The 17,883-nt window shown below is 34.4% G+C and carries 16 protein-coding genes; all 16 read right to left on the reverse strand.

What is annotated here, in order from left to right:
* Positions 1–195 precede the first annotated feature (195 nt).
* Positions 196–1,659 (reverse strand): T9SS type A sorting domain-containing protein, encoded by a 1,464-nt coding sequence (locus tag JST55_06220; GenBank protein ID MBS1493083.1) that lies wholly within the window; start codon positions 1,657–1,659, stop codon positions 196–198.
* 105 nt (positions 1,660–1,764) lie between these two features.
* Positions 1,765–2,571, reverse strand: coding sequence for a hypothetical protein (locus JST55_06225; GenBank protein ID MBS1493084.1), 807 nt, complete (start codon positions 2,569–2,571; stop codon positions 1,765–1,767).
* Between the two features lie 16 nt (positions 2,572–2,587).
* Positions 2,588–3,706 (reverse strand): M48 family metallopeptidase, encoded by a 1,119-nt coding sequence (locus tag JST55_06230; GenBank protein MBS1493085.1) that lies wholly within the window; start codon positions 3,704–3,706, stop codon positions 2,588–2,590.
* Positions 3,707–3,727: 21 nt separating this feature from the next.
* Positions 3,728–4,504 carry a YIP1 family protein gene (locus tag JST55_06235; protein ID MBS1493086.1) on the reverse strand — a complete coding sequence of 259 codons (777 nt, stop codon included), beginning with the start codon at positions 4,502–4,504 and terminating at the stop codon, positions 3,728–3,730.
* A 58-nt stretch (positions 4,505–4,562) separates the two neighbouring features.
* Positions 4,563–5,156, reverse strand: a complete 594-nt coding sequence (gene nadD / locus JST55_06240) for a nicotinate (nicotinamide) nucleotide adenylyltransferase (protein MBS1493087.1) — start codon at positions 5,154–5,156, stop codon at positions 4,563–4,565.
* Positions 5,153–6,235: a glycosyltransferase family 9 protein gene (locus JST55_06245; protein ID MBS1493088.1), complete on the reverse strand. Its 1,083-nt coding sequence runs from the start codon at positions 6,233–6,235 to the stop codon at positions 5,153–5,155. Before JST55_06245 ends, nadD begins: the two co-directional genes overlap by 4 nt.
* A complete protein-coding gene (locus tag JST55_06250) occupies positions 6,228–7,523 on the reverse strand; it encodes an O-antigen ligase family protein (protein MBS1493089.1) in 1,296 nt (431 codons plus the stop codon). The genes JST55_06245 and JST55_06250 overlap by 8 nt, the downstream gene beginning before the upstream one ends.
* Positions 7,524–7,526: 3 nt before the next feature.
* Positions 7,527–8,774 (reverse strand): hypothetical protein, encoded by a 1,248-nt coding sequence (locus tag JST55_06255; GenBank protein MBS1493090.1) that lies wholly within the window; start codon positions 8,772–8,774, stop codon positions 7,527–7,529.
* The gene (locus tag JST55_06260) at positions 8,758–9,993 is read right to left on the reverse strand and encodes a flippase (GenBank protein ID MBS1493091.1); all 1,236 of its coding nucleotides are present in this window, start codon (positions 9,991–9,993) and stop codon (positions 8,758–8,760) included. The genes JST55_06255 and JST55_06260 overlap by 17 nt, the downstream gene beginning before the upstream one ends.
* A gap of 7 nt (positions 9,994–10,000) precedes the next feature.
* On the reverse strand, positions 10,001–10,834 hold the full coding sequence (locus tag JST55_06265) for a hypothetical protein (protein ID MBS1493092.1): 834 nt from the start codon (positions 10,832–10,834) through the stop codon (positions 10,001–10,003).
* Positions 10,835–10,836: 2 nt separating this feature from the next.
* Positions 10,837–12,174, reverse strand: a complete 1,338-nt coding sequence (locus JST55_06270; protein ID MBS1493093.1) for a DUF2142 domain-containing protein — start codon at positions 12,172–12,174, stop codon at positions 10,837–10,839.
* Positions 12,175–12,177: 3 nt separating this feature from the next.
* Positions 12,178–13,179 (reverse strand): PrsW family intramembrane metalloprotease, encoded by a 1,002-nt coding sequence (locus JST55_06275; protein ID MBS1493094.1) that lies wholly within the window; start codon positions 13,177–13,179, stop codon positions 12,178–12,180.
* 48 nt (positions 13,180–13,227) lie between these two features.
* Positions 13,228–14,304 carry a DNA alkylation repair protein gene (locus JST55_06280; GenBank protein ID MBS1493095.1) on the reverse strand — a complete coding sequence of 359 codons (1,077 nt, stop codon included), beginning with the start codon at positions 14,302–14,304 and terminating at the stop codon, positions 13,228–13,230.
* A gap of 14 nt (positions 14,305–14,318) precedes the next feature.
* Positions 14,319–14,837, reverse strand: a complete 519-nt coding sequence (locus JST55_06285; GenBank protein ID MBS1493096.1) for a biotin/lipoyl-binding protein — start codon at positions 14,835–14,837, stop codon at positions 14,319–14,321.
* A gap of 6 nt (positions 14,838–14,843) precedes the next feature.
* Positions 14,844–16,349, reverse strand: a complete 1,506-nt coding sequence (locus JST55_06290) for an acetyl-CoA carboxylase biotin carboxylase subunit (GenBank protein ID MBS1493097.1) — start codon at positions 16,347–16,349, stop codon at positions 14,844–14,846.
* Positions 16,350–16,420: 71 nt separating this feature from the next.
* A complete protein-coding gene (locus JST55_06295; GenBank protein MBS1493098.1) occupies positions 16,421–17,845 on the reverse strand; it encodes an aldehyde dehydrogenase family protein in 1,425 nt (474 codons plus the stop codon).
* Between the last annotated feature and the right edge of the window lie 38 nt (positions 17,846–17,883).

The following is a 17,883-nucleotide window of genomic DNA, read 5'->3' on the forward strand; positions in this document are numbered from 1 at the left end:
GAAAGATTAAATTTTAAATTTATTTACAAATAAATATTGGGGTGTATTATTTTAATGATATCATTAAAATAACGTTTTTTTATATGGAATAGATTTTGGGAGTTGTACTTAATTACAGAAAAAGAGAATAATTAGTTCCAATGAAATTCAATCCCTTCCCTATGGGGAAGGGATTAGTTATACAAAATTATATAATTATTTTATTAAAATCATTTTTTTTGTCTCAGTATAATTCGCGGTTTCAAGCTTATAGAAATATACTCCGCCTGAAAGATTTGAAGCATTAAAGTTAACTGAATAACTTCCTGCGCTTAGGTTTTCATTTACTAATAATTCAACTTCTTTACCGAGTGAATTATAAACTTTCAGCTTTACAAAAGTATTAGAAGGCACATTAAAATTAATTACAGTCGAGGGATTAAATGGATTCGGGTAATTCTGTTCTAATGAAAAATCTTTAACAATCGTTTTCGTATTTTCAACTGAAGTTATTGTAACGGTTCCTCTCTTCAAAAATAAATCTGATTGTACATCTCCGTTTCTTGCAGCAGTGGGATCAAAAGTAATCGCAACTTCACCGTTGCCTTTTGCTGCAACTGATGATGAGCCTCTGCCAATATAACTGCCTGTGCTGTCTTCGAATACAAGGATAGGATTTACAAAAGTATTTCCTATGCCGTGAACAAGAAAGAATCCTTTAGGGGCAGGTGCAGTACTGTTCTGATATGTAACATACAATCTTCCGTTAGCATCTGTGCTTATGCCGCGCCAGTAAGCAGGGTTACCGAGTCCCGATGGAGTAATTGCAAGCGGAGCATCAAAAGGATTTCCTGTTCCCGCAGTTCTTCTTAGAACATAAAGTCTATGGTCACTTGCAAAACGATAAACAATATTTACAACATTTGTATTTGAAATAGTAATATCGGGATACTCACCGTTAGCAGAAATGCCGGTATTAATTTCCGTAAGTGTGCCGCTTTCATTGGTGAAATACTTTAATGCGCCGCCATTAATGTTTACATTTGTACAGAACACTATGTGGATTTTATTGTTGTTATCAACTGCGACTTCAATATCATTTTCACTTCCCGTGCTTCCTGCACCGAGTAATACCTCAGGTCCCAAAACTTTTGTAATAAAATTATAACTTCTGTAATAAGCATTGTTATTGCCCGTTGCATAAGTATAATATACGAAGTGTGCAGTACTGTCTTTACCAACTGCCATGAACGGAGTTGCTTTATTAACGTTGCTTGTTGTGATCCATGTTGTATCAATGAAAGTACCGTTGCGGTTATTTGCATAAATCAGTTGAAAGTTATTTGATGCATCTCTTCGTTCCCAACCTATATGGACAAAGTTCTGAGCATCGAATCCTACAACAGCATAGTTATCATCAACGGAGTTATTTGTAATCTGAGTTGTTACAATATTTCCGGAAACATTAGTGCGGTAGAAAATTTCACGGGTTGCGCTGTTAGTGCTCAGTGAGCGCGTGTTCACCATGTGAATTTTCCCATTCGCATCATAACGGACTATGTTTCGGTAATTGTAATAATTATCTTTAACAAGTGTATCTATAGGGAAGTTAAGATAAGACTGAGCGTTAAGGGAAACGAATGAGAATATAAAAAGAATTGAAATAAGAATTTTATACATAATATAATCGTCAATTTAATTATATAAAAATTCAGAAATCCCGGAAAAATAAAAATGCAAATTGATGGGAGAAGTAATTAAGTGAATTATAATCTTCTATCTCGATTAATTGTCTTCAATAAGATATTCAGAAGATATTATTTTAGTTGTAAGAATTTTTAACTTATCTAATGTATAATGACTTTGTTTTATTTTAACAATTTCGTCGCTCATTTCAAGCCTCTCAGATTCTTTTTCAACCAATATATATTTAACATCATCTGGAGAAAAAAGTAATTTTGATTCATTAATTCGCAAAGCTAACTTGTTTTCTTGCGATAACTTTTTCTTTTGGTAATCTTCTTCAGTATAAGACTCTATAAATTTGGGATCAGGTACGAATCTCCATTCTCTTTCATCATAAAATCTAACTTTGCGGTCTCTCCTTTTTAGAAATCCTTCATAAGGCTTGACATAATTTAAAAAATAATAATAATTTTCAGTAGCAACTTTTATTTTTTCTAACTCCTTTGCGTTTTTTACTAAATCGCCAAAAATATTAATCATAGTTCTAACTGAGTTAGATTGTTTGTGCATATAGATAACTGGAGTAATACCATTTTTCATCCCCCATTCTTTTGTTAATCCGATACCATAAAAACCATAATCATAAAGATGCTTTTTTATCTTATTCAGTGAAAGATCACAAAAAGAGACCATAGGTACATAAGTTTTCGTATTAAACTCAATTTCTGGATTTTTTTCTATTAAAGGTTCAAAATCCTCTTCACAGTAATAAGGACAAAAATTATTAGTTAAAATATCAATAACATTCTCCCTTTTACCAGTAAGATGAAAAAGTGTGTTAGAAATGAAAGAATCATAAGGATGTTCTTCTATCGTTTTCTTTAAATCTATTACTTCTATATTCATATCAGAATAATTTTTTTTACGACGAAAAATTATATCCCCTTGCAAACTCAATTCTCTTTTCAAGTGAAGGATGTGAGTGGAATAAAAATTCTATTATTTTATTCGGCTGCTTTTCGGCAAGGTTCTGGTCAGCAAGTTTTTCCATAGCAGAAATAAATGCGTCTTTATCTTTGGTGATTTCAAGCGCGTATGTATCGGCTTCCCACTCAAATTTGCGGGATAAAATATTTGTGATTGGTGAAGTAATAAGACTGTATAGGCTTAGCCATAGAAACAATAACGGCAGAGCCGCCAGCTGATACACTGATGTAAATCCGAACATTCCCATAGTAAGCGAATACAATTTGGCAGTAATAAATAAACCTAAAAATGTCAGAATAGTAGAAACAAATGTAAGCTTCAAAATATGCTTTCGTGTGTAGTGACCCATTTCGTGAGCGAATACAGTTTCTATTTCATTTTCATTGAAGTTTTCAAGAAGTGTATCACCAAGAATAATTCTTTTTGATTTTCCCATTCCCGTAAAAGCGGCGTTAGCTTTTTTTGTATTCTTGCTCATGTTGAAAGCAAAAATTCCGTTGATAGTAACACCGGCTTTTTTCGCAAGGTTAAGAATTCTATCCTTCACGGCTTCATTTTCAAGAGGAGTGAACTTGTAAAATAACGGCATTATCAGAGTAGGCGCTAATCTTCCCATGATAACTGAGAAAACAAAAAGGAAAATCCCAAGCACCAGCCACCAGTTATCTCCGAAATTTTTTAAGATGTAGTAGAATGCGCAAAGCAGAGGACCGCCGAGGACAACTCCGAGAAGCAAACCTTTGAGCGACTCCATAAAGTATCCACTGATGGTCTGGTTGGATAACTCATACTTATGCTCCATTATGTAACCGGAGTAAAAATCCAGCGGGAAGAATATAACAGAAATACCTCCGAACAATATTACAGCAAAAAGCAGCAAGGCAAGATACTCATTTGAAAAATAACTGTAAGAAATATTTTCAAGAGTTTTTGAAAATCCCGTTAATAAAACCAGAACTATTATTGCAAAAGAACCTATGCTTTGTGTAAGCGATAATATCTGTTTGGTCTTTGCATATTTTTTTGCCCGCTGCTCTTTGATTAGTGTATCCATAATTATAAATTAAAACTCATTTTAAAAAACAAAAATTGACAAAGCCATCCAGATAAACCAAAGTCCGAATACCAAACTATAAGATTGTCCCATAGAAATTTTTCCGACTTTCGAAAGTCCGATAGCAAATACTATATGTTCCCAGATAGCAAATACATCAAGTGATGTAGCGAGCTTGTACATTTTCTCTCCGACATTCTCTTCTTTTAATACTAAACCAAGACCGACAGAAACAAAGTGTCCCATTACAACTGAAAGTACCATAGCAAGGAGACCGCCGATTGAGCTGATAAGCAATCCAAGACCTACTACATTCATCGCGTCTCCGAATCCCGCAGGTGACTTGAATATTTTAAGACCAACAAAGTACAGAAGAGAAACCAGAATAAAAATTATAACAATGCCCAGGGTTGCGCCGACATATGCCATCAGCTTAAAGAAAATTCCGTTTGGGTCCATGAATTTTTCAGAAGCTTCAATTTGCTTCTGCGCCTCTTCCTGAGATAGTTTTCCGGCTTTCACCTGCTCATCCATCTTCTCGTGCATTTTCTTTTTTTGTTTATCCATCATATCTCCGAACAGCTGTTTATCTGTCTGTCCGATAAATGCTGATATGAGTCCAAGTACTATACAGATCAGGACCGGATAAAGCCAGTAATAAACATCTTTAGTTCTTCCTATTGCTTCATAGGTATTTCCGGGCTCCGTAAATACTCCAACCATTGCATCTGTTTTTGAGATTGGCTCTACTTCGGGAACCTGCATATCATTTTGATTTTGTAAATTTTCTTCTTCCATTAATTTTGAGAGTTAGATTGAATATATAAAATTACTAAATTTATTCGTAAAAGTTGGGTTAAATTTTATAGAGATTATGAGTCCTGATATAGTCCTGAACGTCCTTATCTACGAGATATTTTATTGATTTGTTCTGGCTCATATATTCACGAATCATTGAAGAAGAAATTTCAAGCATCGGAACCGAAAGATACTTTACTCTTGCCGAAAAATCAGGATGAACATCCTGTACATATAAGTTAGGGCGGTTTAAAATTACTACTTCAGATAATAGGAATAATTTATTGGGGTCTTTCCATTTAGGAAATTCAATCAGAGTATCTATTCCAAGTATAAGATATAACTTTACAAAATCGTTTTTATATTTTTCTTTTAGCTTTATAAGTGTATCAACCGTATAGGATTTTTCTTTCCGGTTTGATATTTCAATGTCACTTACTTCAAAGTGCTCGTCTTTTTCAAATGCAATCTTCGCCATGTTATAACGGTGCATGGGGTCAATAGTTTCAATATTGTTTTTTAATGCATGGTTGCCGGTTGGAATAAAAATAATTTTATCAAGGTGCATTTGTTCGCGCACATCATCTGCTAATATAGAGTGCGCAATATGGGGAGGATTGAATGAGCCGCCGAAAATTCCGTATCGTTTCATTTATTTAAATTTAATTTACTTATTGATGCAGTAACTTCTTCAATTGTTATTGTTTTCATGCATTCAAGTGTCCCTGTGTGGCAGCGGAATACACCATTCTGCCAGTACTTCGGATTATCTCTTTGCGCTGCTGTTACGGGATTATAGCACGGACTGCAATAAGGTTTCTTCCAGATCAAAATATGTTCCGCGCTGCTGTTTACCGAAGTAAGCGGCTTAACAAAATCTGCATCGGACGGACCGAAGATAGCAACGGTTGAAATCCCGAATGCTGCAGCAATGTGAAGAGGACCGGTATCTCCGCAGACGAATACATTACATATGGAAATCAAATCTATATCAATAGTTTTTTTGATAACGTTTGAAGTAAATTTGATATCAGGATTTATTTTTTCAGCTGAATCTCTTCCTTCAAAAACTATAACTAAATTATCGCTGCTTTCATTTGCGGAGTTATTAATTACTGTAACAAAATTATTAAAGTCCAAGCGTTTAATGTCCATATCCGTTCCGGGATTTATTCCGCCGAAAGGAAAAATTCCGATTATTTTTTTGTCCGAAGGAATCCCCTGCTCTTTTTTTATTTCTTCTTTTGTTTTAACTCTCTTAAGTGATGTCCCGTTATTTTTCATAGGTAAACCAAGCGGTTCCAACATGCTGATATTTTTATCGGTAGTGTGGGTGTATTTATCAAAATCAACGGAGTGTGTAAGATGCTTAGTTCCGTTAAATCCTAACCTAATTTTTATTCCGGAAAGCTTTGCAAAAAGTCCATAGAAATTGTTTCTGTGACCAAGCACAGCTAAATCATATTTATTATTTCTTAAAGCAAAAATAGTTTTTATAGTATTGAAAACTTTTTTCAGTCCCGATGATTCATAAGGTCCTTCATAATATATAACTTCATCTATGAATTTCAAATATGGTATTAACGGCTTCAGCCAGTTTGCTGCAAGAAGTGTGATTTTTGCACCGGGATAATTAGTTCTCAGGTTTTCTATTACGGGTGTAAAGAAAACCACATCACCCAGACAGCAGAGCTTTATAATTAAAATATTTTTTATTTCCTGCTTAGGCATTAACTGCATTCTCCTTCAGCTGATAATTCTGCTTATCCAAACTATATATCACAAGACAGATTATTAAATAATATTTGAAGTAAGGAGCGTAGTTGGATAACGACGAAACAATAAGAATACAAAGCAAAAAAATCAGGGATAAATATTTCTTTTGCCTGACAAAATAATTCAGAAGGAAAATAAGTAAAGATAAAAATATTATTGCTCCTATAATACCCTGCTCAGAAAGGAAAACAAGAAATATATTGTGCGGATTGTATTGAGATTTTTCCAGCGTATCAAATTTTGCCTTATCCATAGTTCTGCTAATGTAATCTATACTCTTATTAAAAAAAACTCCGGGACCTAAGCCAATTACTTTATTCTCCTGAAACGCCAGCCATGCACCGCGCCATATCATTGACCTTCCGTAAGTTGCTTCTTCCTCCATTGCTTCTTTACTGAAAAACTGCTGAATCCTTGCAATCGTCTGCGGAGTAGCAAGCTGCACTACGAAAAATACTATCACAATTTGCAGGATAGTTTTATAATTAACCTTCTTAAATATTATAAACAAAATTCCGCTCAATAAAATTATAATCTGCGCGCTTCTGGAGCTCAGCATTCCGAATGCAAACCCGGAGCAGAGAATAAATACCCATATTAATATTTTATTTTTAAACTTACTATAATTGAGAATTACTAATACCAGAGATACTGCTATTGAGAATGCAGTGAGATTTGTATCACTTGTAAGTCCCGAAGGACGTAAAATCATCTCCCCATTCATTTTAAAAAATGAGTGTTTTAATTCATTGTGTCCGAAGTGATCAATGAGAAATTGATTGAACTGCTGAATATAAAAATCAAGAATGCAGCTAACTGCCAGTAAAAAATTTATTACAAGAAATGATTTTAAAATGAAATTCCCAGCTTGATTGAACTGCTTCAAATGTTTAAGAGTAATAAGCAGACAAACAAAATATGACAGGTAATTAAAGAGAGTTTTAAATGCTTTTTCTTTTTCAGTGCTCATTACAGATGATAATAGAGCGGAGAGGAAAATAAGAATCACAAATAAAACGAATTTTTTATAAATCTTATCAAACGCATCTGAAAATTTATAATCAGTAATTAAAAAGAACACTCCAATATAGATAAGTAGAACAGTTTTAGGAGTCTCTATATTAATATGAAAGAAGCCGAAGTTAAGATTGGTGAAAAGCATAGTATCGCAAAGCGTACCCACGCACAAAAGTATAAACGAAATTTTAAACAGTAAATATTTTGTATCGTAATTCTTTATCATAAATTACTTAATCAGACTTAATTTTTGTTTTACAGCTTCCGCTAATATTTCAGGAGTAATTGCAGCAAGACAGGGACGGGTTTCACACCCGACATCAAAACAAGGACTGCACCAGATTTTTTTGTAAATCACCTCATGCTTATACTCACCCTGACTTTGGATTATTCTTAAGTTGTTATCCCATTCTTTTACTAAACTGTAATCAGAAAATTCGTACGGCTTCCATAACTCCACTGCACCTGGTCCGAATATGACAAACGAAGGAATGTATTGGGAAAGAAAATGTGTCTGTCCCCCGTCATATGAAAGCATCAGTTTTGATTTCTGCACATCGGGAATAATTTCAGTTAAGCTTTTATAAATTTTAAACTGAATGTTTTCGTTGCCTTTAAAATATTCGCGTTCTTTTTTGAAGCTTTCGGTCTCATATGCATCAGTAATTATTAGTTTATAATCTTTAAGCGAATTTATTATTTCAATTTCTTTTTCTATCTCAAATTTTCTTATAGCGCCGGTTCCTAAATGAATAAAGATATCATTACTCTTCTCAGTAACCGTTTCGTTTTTAAAATAAGGCAGTTCTGTGTTTCTTAATTTAAATTTCAATCCCAGTGAATCTTCCAGTAAAAACCGAATCTTCCTGCTCATGAAATCGTTATCGCGGGGAGAGACCCAGTTTGTTTTCATATAATACGTATATAGCCACGAAAGAAAAAACAATCTGCTTCCCGCTGTAAACTTAGAAACCATTCTTCCCATAATCGCAATCCTTCTTCTGCCGATTAAATCAATGACTGCATCATAATTCTCATTCTTTAGACCGTCAATAAATTTTTTGAACTCCTCATCAAAGAAACGGGGGAACAAAAAATGAAATACAAACTGTAATGCTTTACCTGCAACAGGTAATTTATAAATGGAAGATAAATTTCCTTCATCCCAGTTTGCGGGACTATACACAATTAACTTATCAATGAACGGCAATCCTTCGAACACAAATTTGTTTTTATCCGAACATATAAAATGAATTTGTAAATCGGGATAATTAAGTTTTAAATCTCTCAGCACAGGTAATGTACACACTGCATCGCCTATTCTATCGTTTCGAAAAAACAAAATTTTCTTCGGAACACCGTTAAATCGTTTCGGCGGCTTAACAGCATTAATAACTTTATCAATAAAATAAAAAAAGTCCGAGTTTTTAAATCTGATTAATTTTAATTTCAGCGGTATTTTATGCCGTCTCTCCAATGCGTGATTTGATTTCTTTGTTTATTAAAATAAAGCATGCTATAAAAATTACCCACTCGCAAATACCCACCGATAACGCGCTGCCTTCAGCCCCATACTTCGGCACAATTAAAATTCCCAGAACAATATTCAAAACTAAAGCAGCAGATAACACAACTGCGTATTTTGTATTTTTGTCCAATGCAATCAGTCCCTGAGTTAAAAGATAATTTGGGAAAATTGCGATAAGCGCGAAGGTCATGTATCGCAGCAAAATATATGATTCTGAATAATCCTTACCAAGAAATTTAAAAACATATTCACCTCCGAACCAGCAGAACAATGAAGCGAGGACTCCAAGCCCGAATAAAATCGGCAGCACTTTCCTGAAATTATTTTTAAACGAAACAATATTTTCTTTTGATAGCTTCGCAAATCCCGGAAAGAGCACTATCATTAGTATGCCGGGGATATTGGTAAACACTTCAATCAGTTTATATGATGCTCCGTAAACTCCCACAGCAGACACTCCGTGATAATTTTCAAGAATGATCTGCGTAACACGGAAATATATTATTGAGAACACTTCAACAAGCGCGAGAGTAACAATATCTCTTACATAATCTTTAAGTACAATTTTATTTTCTTCTGCATCGACATATTTATTTTTTTCTTTCAGATATATCGCCTGAATGATAAGATATGACGCAACCATGCTTAATCCGAAAGCAGCCAATGCATTTGAAGCAAAGTTTCCGTAATTAAGGAGGAGAAAACACACTCCGATAAAAATAATTTTCTGGATAATTAAAACAACCGCTTCAAAGTTCATCCGTCTTACCCCTCTGAAAAAAGAAAAATAAAGGTTCATAAGAGAGCTGAATGCAATCCCTATAAGCGCATAAATTATATTTATAAAATTGTCACTGTAAAGATTAAAGGAGAGCAGAACTATAACCGTTACAATTATAGCTGTGAATATACTTATGAAACGGATATTAAGCGCATATTTAAAGCTCGAATAAAATCCGCGGGCAATGTGTTTGGTAAGAATCATGTTTCCGCCGAGCTCAAAAAACACTCCGACTAAATATCCTATAGAAAGCGAAAAATCATATCTGCCGTACTCAGCGCTTCCCAAAGTGCGCGCAAGATAAAAAGTAAAAATAAAAACCATTGCGCGCGGAATTATCTGCGCAGTTGTGGTGTAAATTATATTTTTATAATTCTCTTTTATCAATTGATGGTCAGTAAGGAAACAACACAGATTTTAACGAATGTCTGTTCTGCGGATTGAATGTTAACAACAACAAAATATATTTTACAATTAAAGCTGATCTTAAAAAAAATCTTGTTACAAATGAATTGTGCGACTTATAATATCTTAATCTTGCTTTCAGATACACAGGCAGTTCGGATTCGTATAATCTTAAATCTACAAGCTTGCAGAACGGATAAAAATAATTAACAAACTTTTTTTGAAGTAGTCTTTTGCATAACTCAGCATCGTCATAGTATCCAAGCAGATATTCATTAAATCCACCTGCCTCAAGCAAATTTTTTTTATTAATGAACATAGCTTCGCTTGAAACTCTTCCCACTGAAGCTATATCATGGTATTTATTTTCAAGCTCAAGAGACTTATGTGTATTACCCTCAAATATTTTTTTATTTATGGCTGCTTCCTCAGTTTCTTCTGAAAGTCCGACTTCTTTCCAGAAATTTATTTTAAAATGGTTCTTATAATCGTAAAGCTTTAATGCAACGGCTCCGTAGTTTCTGTTCTTAAACTTTTCGAAAAAATAAGTGAAAGGATTCACTTTTATAACAACACCTGATTTAATAAAAAGCAGATTATCTGAACTTGTTTTTGAAACGGCAAAGTTTTTTACTTTTGCAAGATTGTCAGTATCCAAATAGTAAACTTTAAGCTTCGGTCTTGACTCGTCTTCTGTTTTTATTTTCGTGTTTACAATTATAATTTCATAATCAGTATCTGTGATTTTTTCCTCAATGGAAAGAACGGTTTCCTGCAGATACTTTACAGAATCCAGATTGTTTATAATAATAATTGATATCACATTCAAAGATAATTATTTTGGATGTAATAAAATCTGTATATAACGTAGACTGAAATGAGGTTAATTATAATTAGGATTACATAAATTGCATGCAGAATTTTTCTGCTTAAGATGCTTTTTTTAAACAGATGGAAAAAATTTGACAGCCCGCCAATAATGCAGACAGATATTAACGATAGTACAGGAAACAAAAATCTTCCCTGATGCTGAGAGTATGAAAGATTGTAGTAAACTATTCCTGCAAGGCAGATTATCAGCGAACAAATTATAAATAATTTTACCGGAGTAATTTTAGTAAGTAGGAATTTTTTGGAAATACCTATTACTCCTGCCGCCGACAATATAAAGTAGAATACATATATGAAGAATGGAACTGCAAGATTCATCCAGCCGAATACTCCGAAGAAAGAACCGAACAATCCGGGGACAAAAGGATATATAAAATAAAACGAGAAAATTGATTTCGGGTCATAGTGCATTGGTACAGTAATTTTTTCAACATCTGTGAGTAGCGTGTCATTATATAAATAATGATTTCTGAAATAAAACCAGCCTGCGACCAATACAGTAAAGATAAATAATGAAGCGCTAAGCTTTATAAATATTTCTTTGGTAATTTTCCCTATGTGAAATGCGTAAGCGGTGGAAATAATGACTGAAGGAATGAGGAAAAACAAAGTCTTCTTGCACAACAGACACAACGAAAACACCAGACTGAAAACAACTATTTTTTTAACTGAACTATCCTTCAAAAAAACTAAGAACAAATATATTGCTGCCGAAGCCAATAAATTTGAAAGGCTGTCATTCGTAATAGTTGAGGAAGAATAAATTACCTGAGGTATTGAAGCTGTAAAAAAAAGACAGAGATATGCTATTTTATAATCAGCGAAAAAAAGTTTTGCTATTTTATAAATGAAAAATAAATTTACAACTCCGAACAAAGTTGAAATTAGTCTGAGGAAATAAAATTTTGTTCTGCTTTCATTATCGGAAAACGGATTATTGTTCACATGGTTGAAAACAGGAACCAGACTTTCCGGTCCTCCAGCCGAGAAATGTTTTTTATTATAAACTAAAGAAAAATTTACAGGTGAGTTTCCCCATATAAGCTTTACCATTGAAGCGCTTATCACATAATACAAAGGGAACTGATGCCCTTCGATATTAACTTTTTCTTTTTCGCTTAACTGGTTAGGTAAGGAAGAGTTTTTTACTACGAAATTTATATATTCCAGATGATTAGGTTCATCATTTGCCTCGAATGGGGGAATAAGAAAAACAAAAACAATACTGAACACAGTAAAATATGCCAGTATATAATAGTAAGTTTTCTTCAAAGTTTACTGCTGCTGCTTTGAGTAATAATTTACCGAAGCATTATAGAACATCATTTGTATGTTATATCTCAGAAGCGCTACTTCTTTTTCGTAGTCGCTCTTTCTTAATCCTCTTGAATTTTTATACTGATCTTTTCTCACAGCAAGAGTTATTGCCGTCTTAACATAATCTCTTTGGTTTACCCCCTGCGGACACCAGCCGTATTTACTTCTTCTTGTTACAAATGGAAGATAATTCAGATGTTCTGCAGGTATGATTCCGTTCTGTGATTCTTCGTGAAGCTCTAATTTTATTTTTTTGCCTTCGTAGTAGACAGCAATCTGGAAGATTGCAAAGAAAGCAATGAAGTACATTATTAAAAATAAAAATCCTAAAATAGAAGTTGATTCAAAGCTGACTGTTAAATTCCATGTAAAGTGAATGAATACCGCTGAAAGAAAACCTAAAGGTATGACTAATAACTTAACAGGTACTGATTTGAATTTTGCGTAACCGATGAATGCTCCGAACGTTGCCTGAGATAAGCAGTGCAGCACTGCTGAGAAAAGAGTTCGGATAATTACTAAGTATAACCATGATTCAGGTGTGTTGCCGTAATTAACGAAATATAAAAAGTTTTCCGTCATTCCGAATCCGAGACCGATTGCTCCGCCGTAAACAACTCCATCCACAACTCCATCGAATCGTTTATTATACGACATCATAAAAAGAAAAATACCTTTGGTAAATTCCTCTACTAATGGAGCAGTAATAATTGCTCCCGATAAGTCCATTAACTGCGCAGGATTATCACTGCTGAATTCCTGAATTACCTGATTTAACGGTATTTGAAAAATCAGGCTGCCGATTATTCCCAGAAAGATTGCCCCAGTTGCGCCCCAGAAAAAATTCAGGAAGACAAGCCAGAACGGTTCGCGGTCATTACGGTCGAGCCACCATATTAAAATTAAATAAGTGAACATCGGAACAACTGCCGCAATTAAAGAAGCAAAAGCTAAAAACATTTAGTGGTTATTACTTTAAATGAAGGTTAAATATAATAAATGTATCTATCAAATAATCTCAAATTTTTTATCTGCAAGTTTCCCGCCGTTAATGATTATTGAAAGAGTGTGGCTTCCTTTGAAGTGTTTTCTTACAGTAAGGTCTTTGAATGAATGTGACTTTTTAAATTCGTACATCTTTCCTTTTTCATAAACATTTTCAGTTATCTTGAAAATCTTTTTGCTGTTCTTTCCTGAGGAAGTTATAAAATCTATTATATACTCTAATCTGATTTTTTGTTCCCTATCGGTTTTCATCTTAAAGCTGAATGTAATTTTTTCTCCGACTTTAATTTTATTCTTATCAAATTTTAAATCGGATATTTTAATTCCTTCTGCACCTGTAAATCCAAATAATTTTAATGCTTCTACATTTCCTTTTTTCAGAAGTCCGCGAAGTCCGTGCTTTATTATCCAATCGGTCTTCGGACTTTTACCGAACCATTTCTTTGCAGTTTCAAATGCAATATCAGGATTATCTTTTGATATATCGTTAAGATTATTAGCAACGCTTTTTCTTACGTATTCAGATTCATCATTTTTTAAAATCTCAAGGATTTTTAAAACTTCAGAAGGATTTTTTTTAAACTCGGGCAGCCCCATTGCCCACGGAAGTCTGGGACGGCTTCCTTCACTCGCTAATCTTCGCACATGATAATTTTTATGTTTTGCCCATTTCAACATCTGAGGCATTAGTTTTTTAGAGTACCTTATTATGAACAGACGGATGGCAAACTCACTGCTGCCATACTGCGTAAATAATTCTAATGCAGATATAGAAGTATCATAATCTTCAAGACCGTAAACTTCTACATAGTCAGGAAAAGTCATTGCAAGAAAACCTCTGGAATGAACTACGGCTTTTCTTAATATATCAACGGATTTTTTATAATCGGAGGGAAGAACAGCGTGGAGGCATACCGAAATATGCCTCATTCTCTGTTTTAATTCTTTGTTATCCCAGTCATTATCAAAAACAAGATTTAAAAATTTTGCTTTATCAAACTTCGGATAAATTTTTACAAATACATCAGCAAAGTTATTGAGATATTCTTTGCTGAACATATTCTTTAAAGGTTCTGCCATTAATCAGTTAAAATTTACTCTAATACTACAAGTAATTCGTTTTTATTAACAGATTTCTTTTCTTCCACATTAATTTTTTTGATCTTGCAGTCCCTGATTGCTTTTATTTCGTTTTCCATTTTCATTGCTTCGAGTACAAGTATAACATCACCTTTCTTTACTTCATCGCCTTCTTTTACATTCATTTTCAAAATAACTCCGGGCATTGGAGAGATAATATCGTTCTTCTGCTTCTTATCTTTCTTTCCGCCGGCGATTTTATCAACAAGTATATCAAGTTCATTCTTGCAGACCATTGTAATTTTATGCGAGTCTATATTAAAAGTAAACTCATTGTTCTCTCTTTCATCTTCATTCAGTTCGTATTCAACAATATAATTTTTATCGTTGATGCGGAGAAGCAGAATGCTTTTATCAAGTATTTTATATTCAAACGTATAATTCTTATCATTGAATAAAAATTCGTTATTGCCGTTAAGAATTATTCCGTTTGTATCAGTTTGACCTGTTATATTAGTTTGGTAGTTGCTCATAAAATTTTATCTAAAGTTATCGAATTTACGGATTGCCCACTTGCTCTCTGATGTGTTTTTCAGAATTGCTTTGTGATTTGAGTTTCCGTTTGTAGATTTCAAAATAGTTGATGCAAGCGATGCTGCAAGAATCATATCTTTTGTAGCAGCAGTATCTTTCATTTCTTTCATAAAGGTCTTTTCAATATATTGTGTGTGATATTTTCCTGACATAAATGCATCTGATTCAAGCAGGCTGAGTAAGAAACTGATATTGGTTTTTACTCCGGCAATTTTATATCCCTTCAAAGCTCTTTTCATTTTTGCAATTGCTGTAGGTCTGTCCGGTCCGTAAGAAATTAATTTTGAAATCATTGAATCATAATAAACAGAAATTTCATCGCCCTGCTCAATACCGCTGTCTTCACGGATTCCGTTTCCGCCTTCTTTTGACATGTAATTTATTTTTCCTATTGAAGGCATAAAATTATTATCAGCATCTTCAGCGTTTATTCTGCACTCGATGGCTGCTCCATGAAGTTTAATATCTTCCTGTCTGAAAGATAGTTTTTCACCGTAAGCGATTTTCAACTGCTCTTTTACAAGGTCAAGTCCTGTTCGCATTTCTGTTATAGGATGCTCTACCTGCAATCTTGTATTAACTTCTAAGAAGTAAAATTTATTATCTGAGTCAACAATAAATTCAACTGTTCCTGCATTTGTGTAACCCGATTCTATCACAAGTCTCTTTGCGCATTCACCCATTTCTGTTCTTAAAGCTTCATCCATTATAACAGACGGAGTTTCTTCAATAACTTTCTGATGTCTTCTCTGCATTGAGCATTCTCTTTCACCAAGATGAACTGCATTACCATGTTCATCAGCAAGAATCTGGAACTCAACGTGTCTCGGGTCAAGGACATATTTTTCTATAAATACGCTGTCATCACCGAATGAGGAGCGCGCTTCATTCTGCGCCATTCTCATAAATGATTCCAGATCTTTCGGGTCGTTTACTACTCTCATTCCTTTCCCGCCGCCGCCTGCTGATGCTTTTATCAGTACAGGGTAGCCGATCTTATCGGCAACTTCTTTTGCTTCTTCAACTGACTTCAAAGCATAGTGAGTTCCGGGTACTGTTGGTACGTTTGCTTTTACAGCAATATCTTTTGCGTTAGTTTTGCTTCCGAGGAAATCGATAGCATGTTCGGTTGGTCCTATGAATTTTATTCCGTTATCTGCGCATAGTTTTGCGAAGTATCCTCTTTCAGAAAGGAATCCGTATCCGGGATGAATTGCTTCTGCTCCCGATTTTTTTGCAATCTCAATTAATTTATCTGCAAGCAGATAGCTCTGCGCTGCAGGTGATGCGCCTATATGAAAGGCTTCGTCGGCTTTACGTGCGAATAAAGAATACTTATCGAAATCAGAATAAACAGCAACTGTTTTAATTCCCATTTCCCTGGCAGTGTTAATGACTCTTACAGCGATTTCACCTCTGTTGGCAATCAGTATTTTCTTGAACATGATAATTAAGTTTTAATTTCAAATTGATCCGAAAGGAATTGAACCCCCTTCCGGAGCCATTTCAAATTAATAATTATCTAATACACCATCACCTTTCTTTCCGTCATCTCTTCAATTGCATACTTCACACCTTCTCTTGCATTGCCTGATTGTTTTACTCCGCCATACGGCATTGAATCCATTCTGTAAGTTGAAACATCGTTAATTATTACACCGCCTGTTTCAATGTTCTCATAGGCATACATTGCATTGGCAAAGTTATTTGTAAATACGCCTGCCTGCAAGCCTAAGTCGGAATCATTTACTTCTTCCACTGCTGTTTTAAAATCTACAAACTCTTTTATTGTAATAAGAGGCGCAAAGACCTCTTTGCTGTTTACGTTTAAATTTTTATTTGCGCCTTCAATAATAGTCGGCTGAACTACTGCATTATCTCTCGTTCCGCCCGTTAAAACTTTCGCGCTGGTTTCCTTTGCTTCTTCAATCCACTTTTCAACTCTCTTAGCCTCGCCTTCATTTATCATGGGACCAATCATTGTATCTTCTTCAAAAGGATTTCCGTATTTCATTTTTGCTGTTTCTTCCAGCATTATTTTTTTGAACTCTTCGTACCTGTTTTTATGTACGAAAACTCTCTGCACAGAGATACAGCTCTGGCCTGCCTGAGCAAATCCGCCGACTGCAATTTTTTGCGCAGCAAGTTTTATATCGGCAGTTTCATCTACTATTACTCCTGCATTTCCGCCGAGCTCAAGTGAAAGCTTTTGCATGTAAGTATGTTTCTTCAGTCCCCATCCGACTATCGGGCTGCCTGTGAAAGAAATTAATTTTACTCTGTCGTCTCCTAAAAATTCTTCAATGTCACTACCTGATGATGTTACAACATTTACGGGGCAATAATCTAATCCCATCTCTTCGCTTGCTTCCTTTACAATTTTGCTAAGCTCAATTCCGCAGCATAAAGATGCGCTTGCAGGCTTTAGCAAAACAACATTGCCCGAGGCGAGTGCAGGCGATAATTTATGCGCGACTAAATTGATCGGGAAATTCCATGGAGTAATAGCTAAAATAATTCCTATAGGAAATCTTCGTACAATTCCTTTCTTGCCTTCCGAGCCTTTTAATAAATCCAGAGATAACGTTTCGCCTTCAATTCTTTTTGCTTCTTCGCTTCCTAACTGAAAAGTAAGTACAGCTCTCTCTACTTCTATACGTGAAAATTTTATAGGCTTGCCTGTCTCTAGTGTTATTAACTGAGCAAGCTCTTCTTTTTTATCTGAAACTTTTTGTGAAATTTTTGCTAGTAGGCCGGATTTAGTATAAGTTGGAGTTGATTTATATTTCGGATAAATCGATGAAAGGTAATTTAGGGACTGATTAACGTGTTCCTTGCTGCTCTTGAAAACTCTCTTTACAACTTTGTTTGTGAAAGGATTTTTTACTTCAACAATTTCGTCGGAATCAGTATATGAATTCTTTATCAGGAATCTTTCCGTCTCCATGTATTAAATTTAACAATATTTAAACCTTTTGGTAAGTT

Source organism: Bacteroidota bacterium (genome assembly GCA_018266835.1).
Taxonomy (GTDB): Bacteria; Bacteroidota; Ignavibacteria; order Tepidaquicellales; family Tepidaquicellaceae; genus JAFDZO01.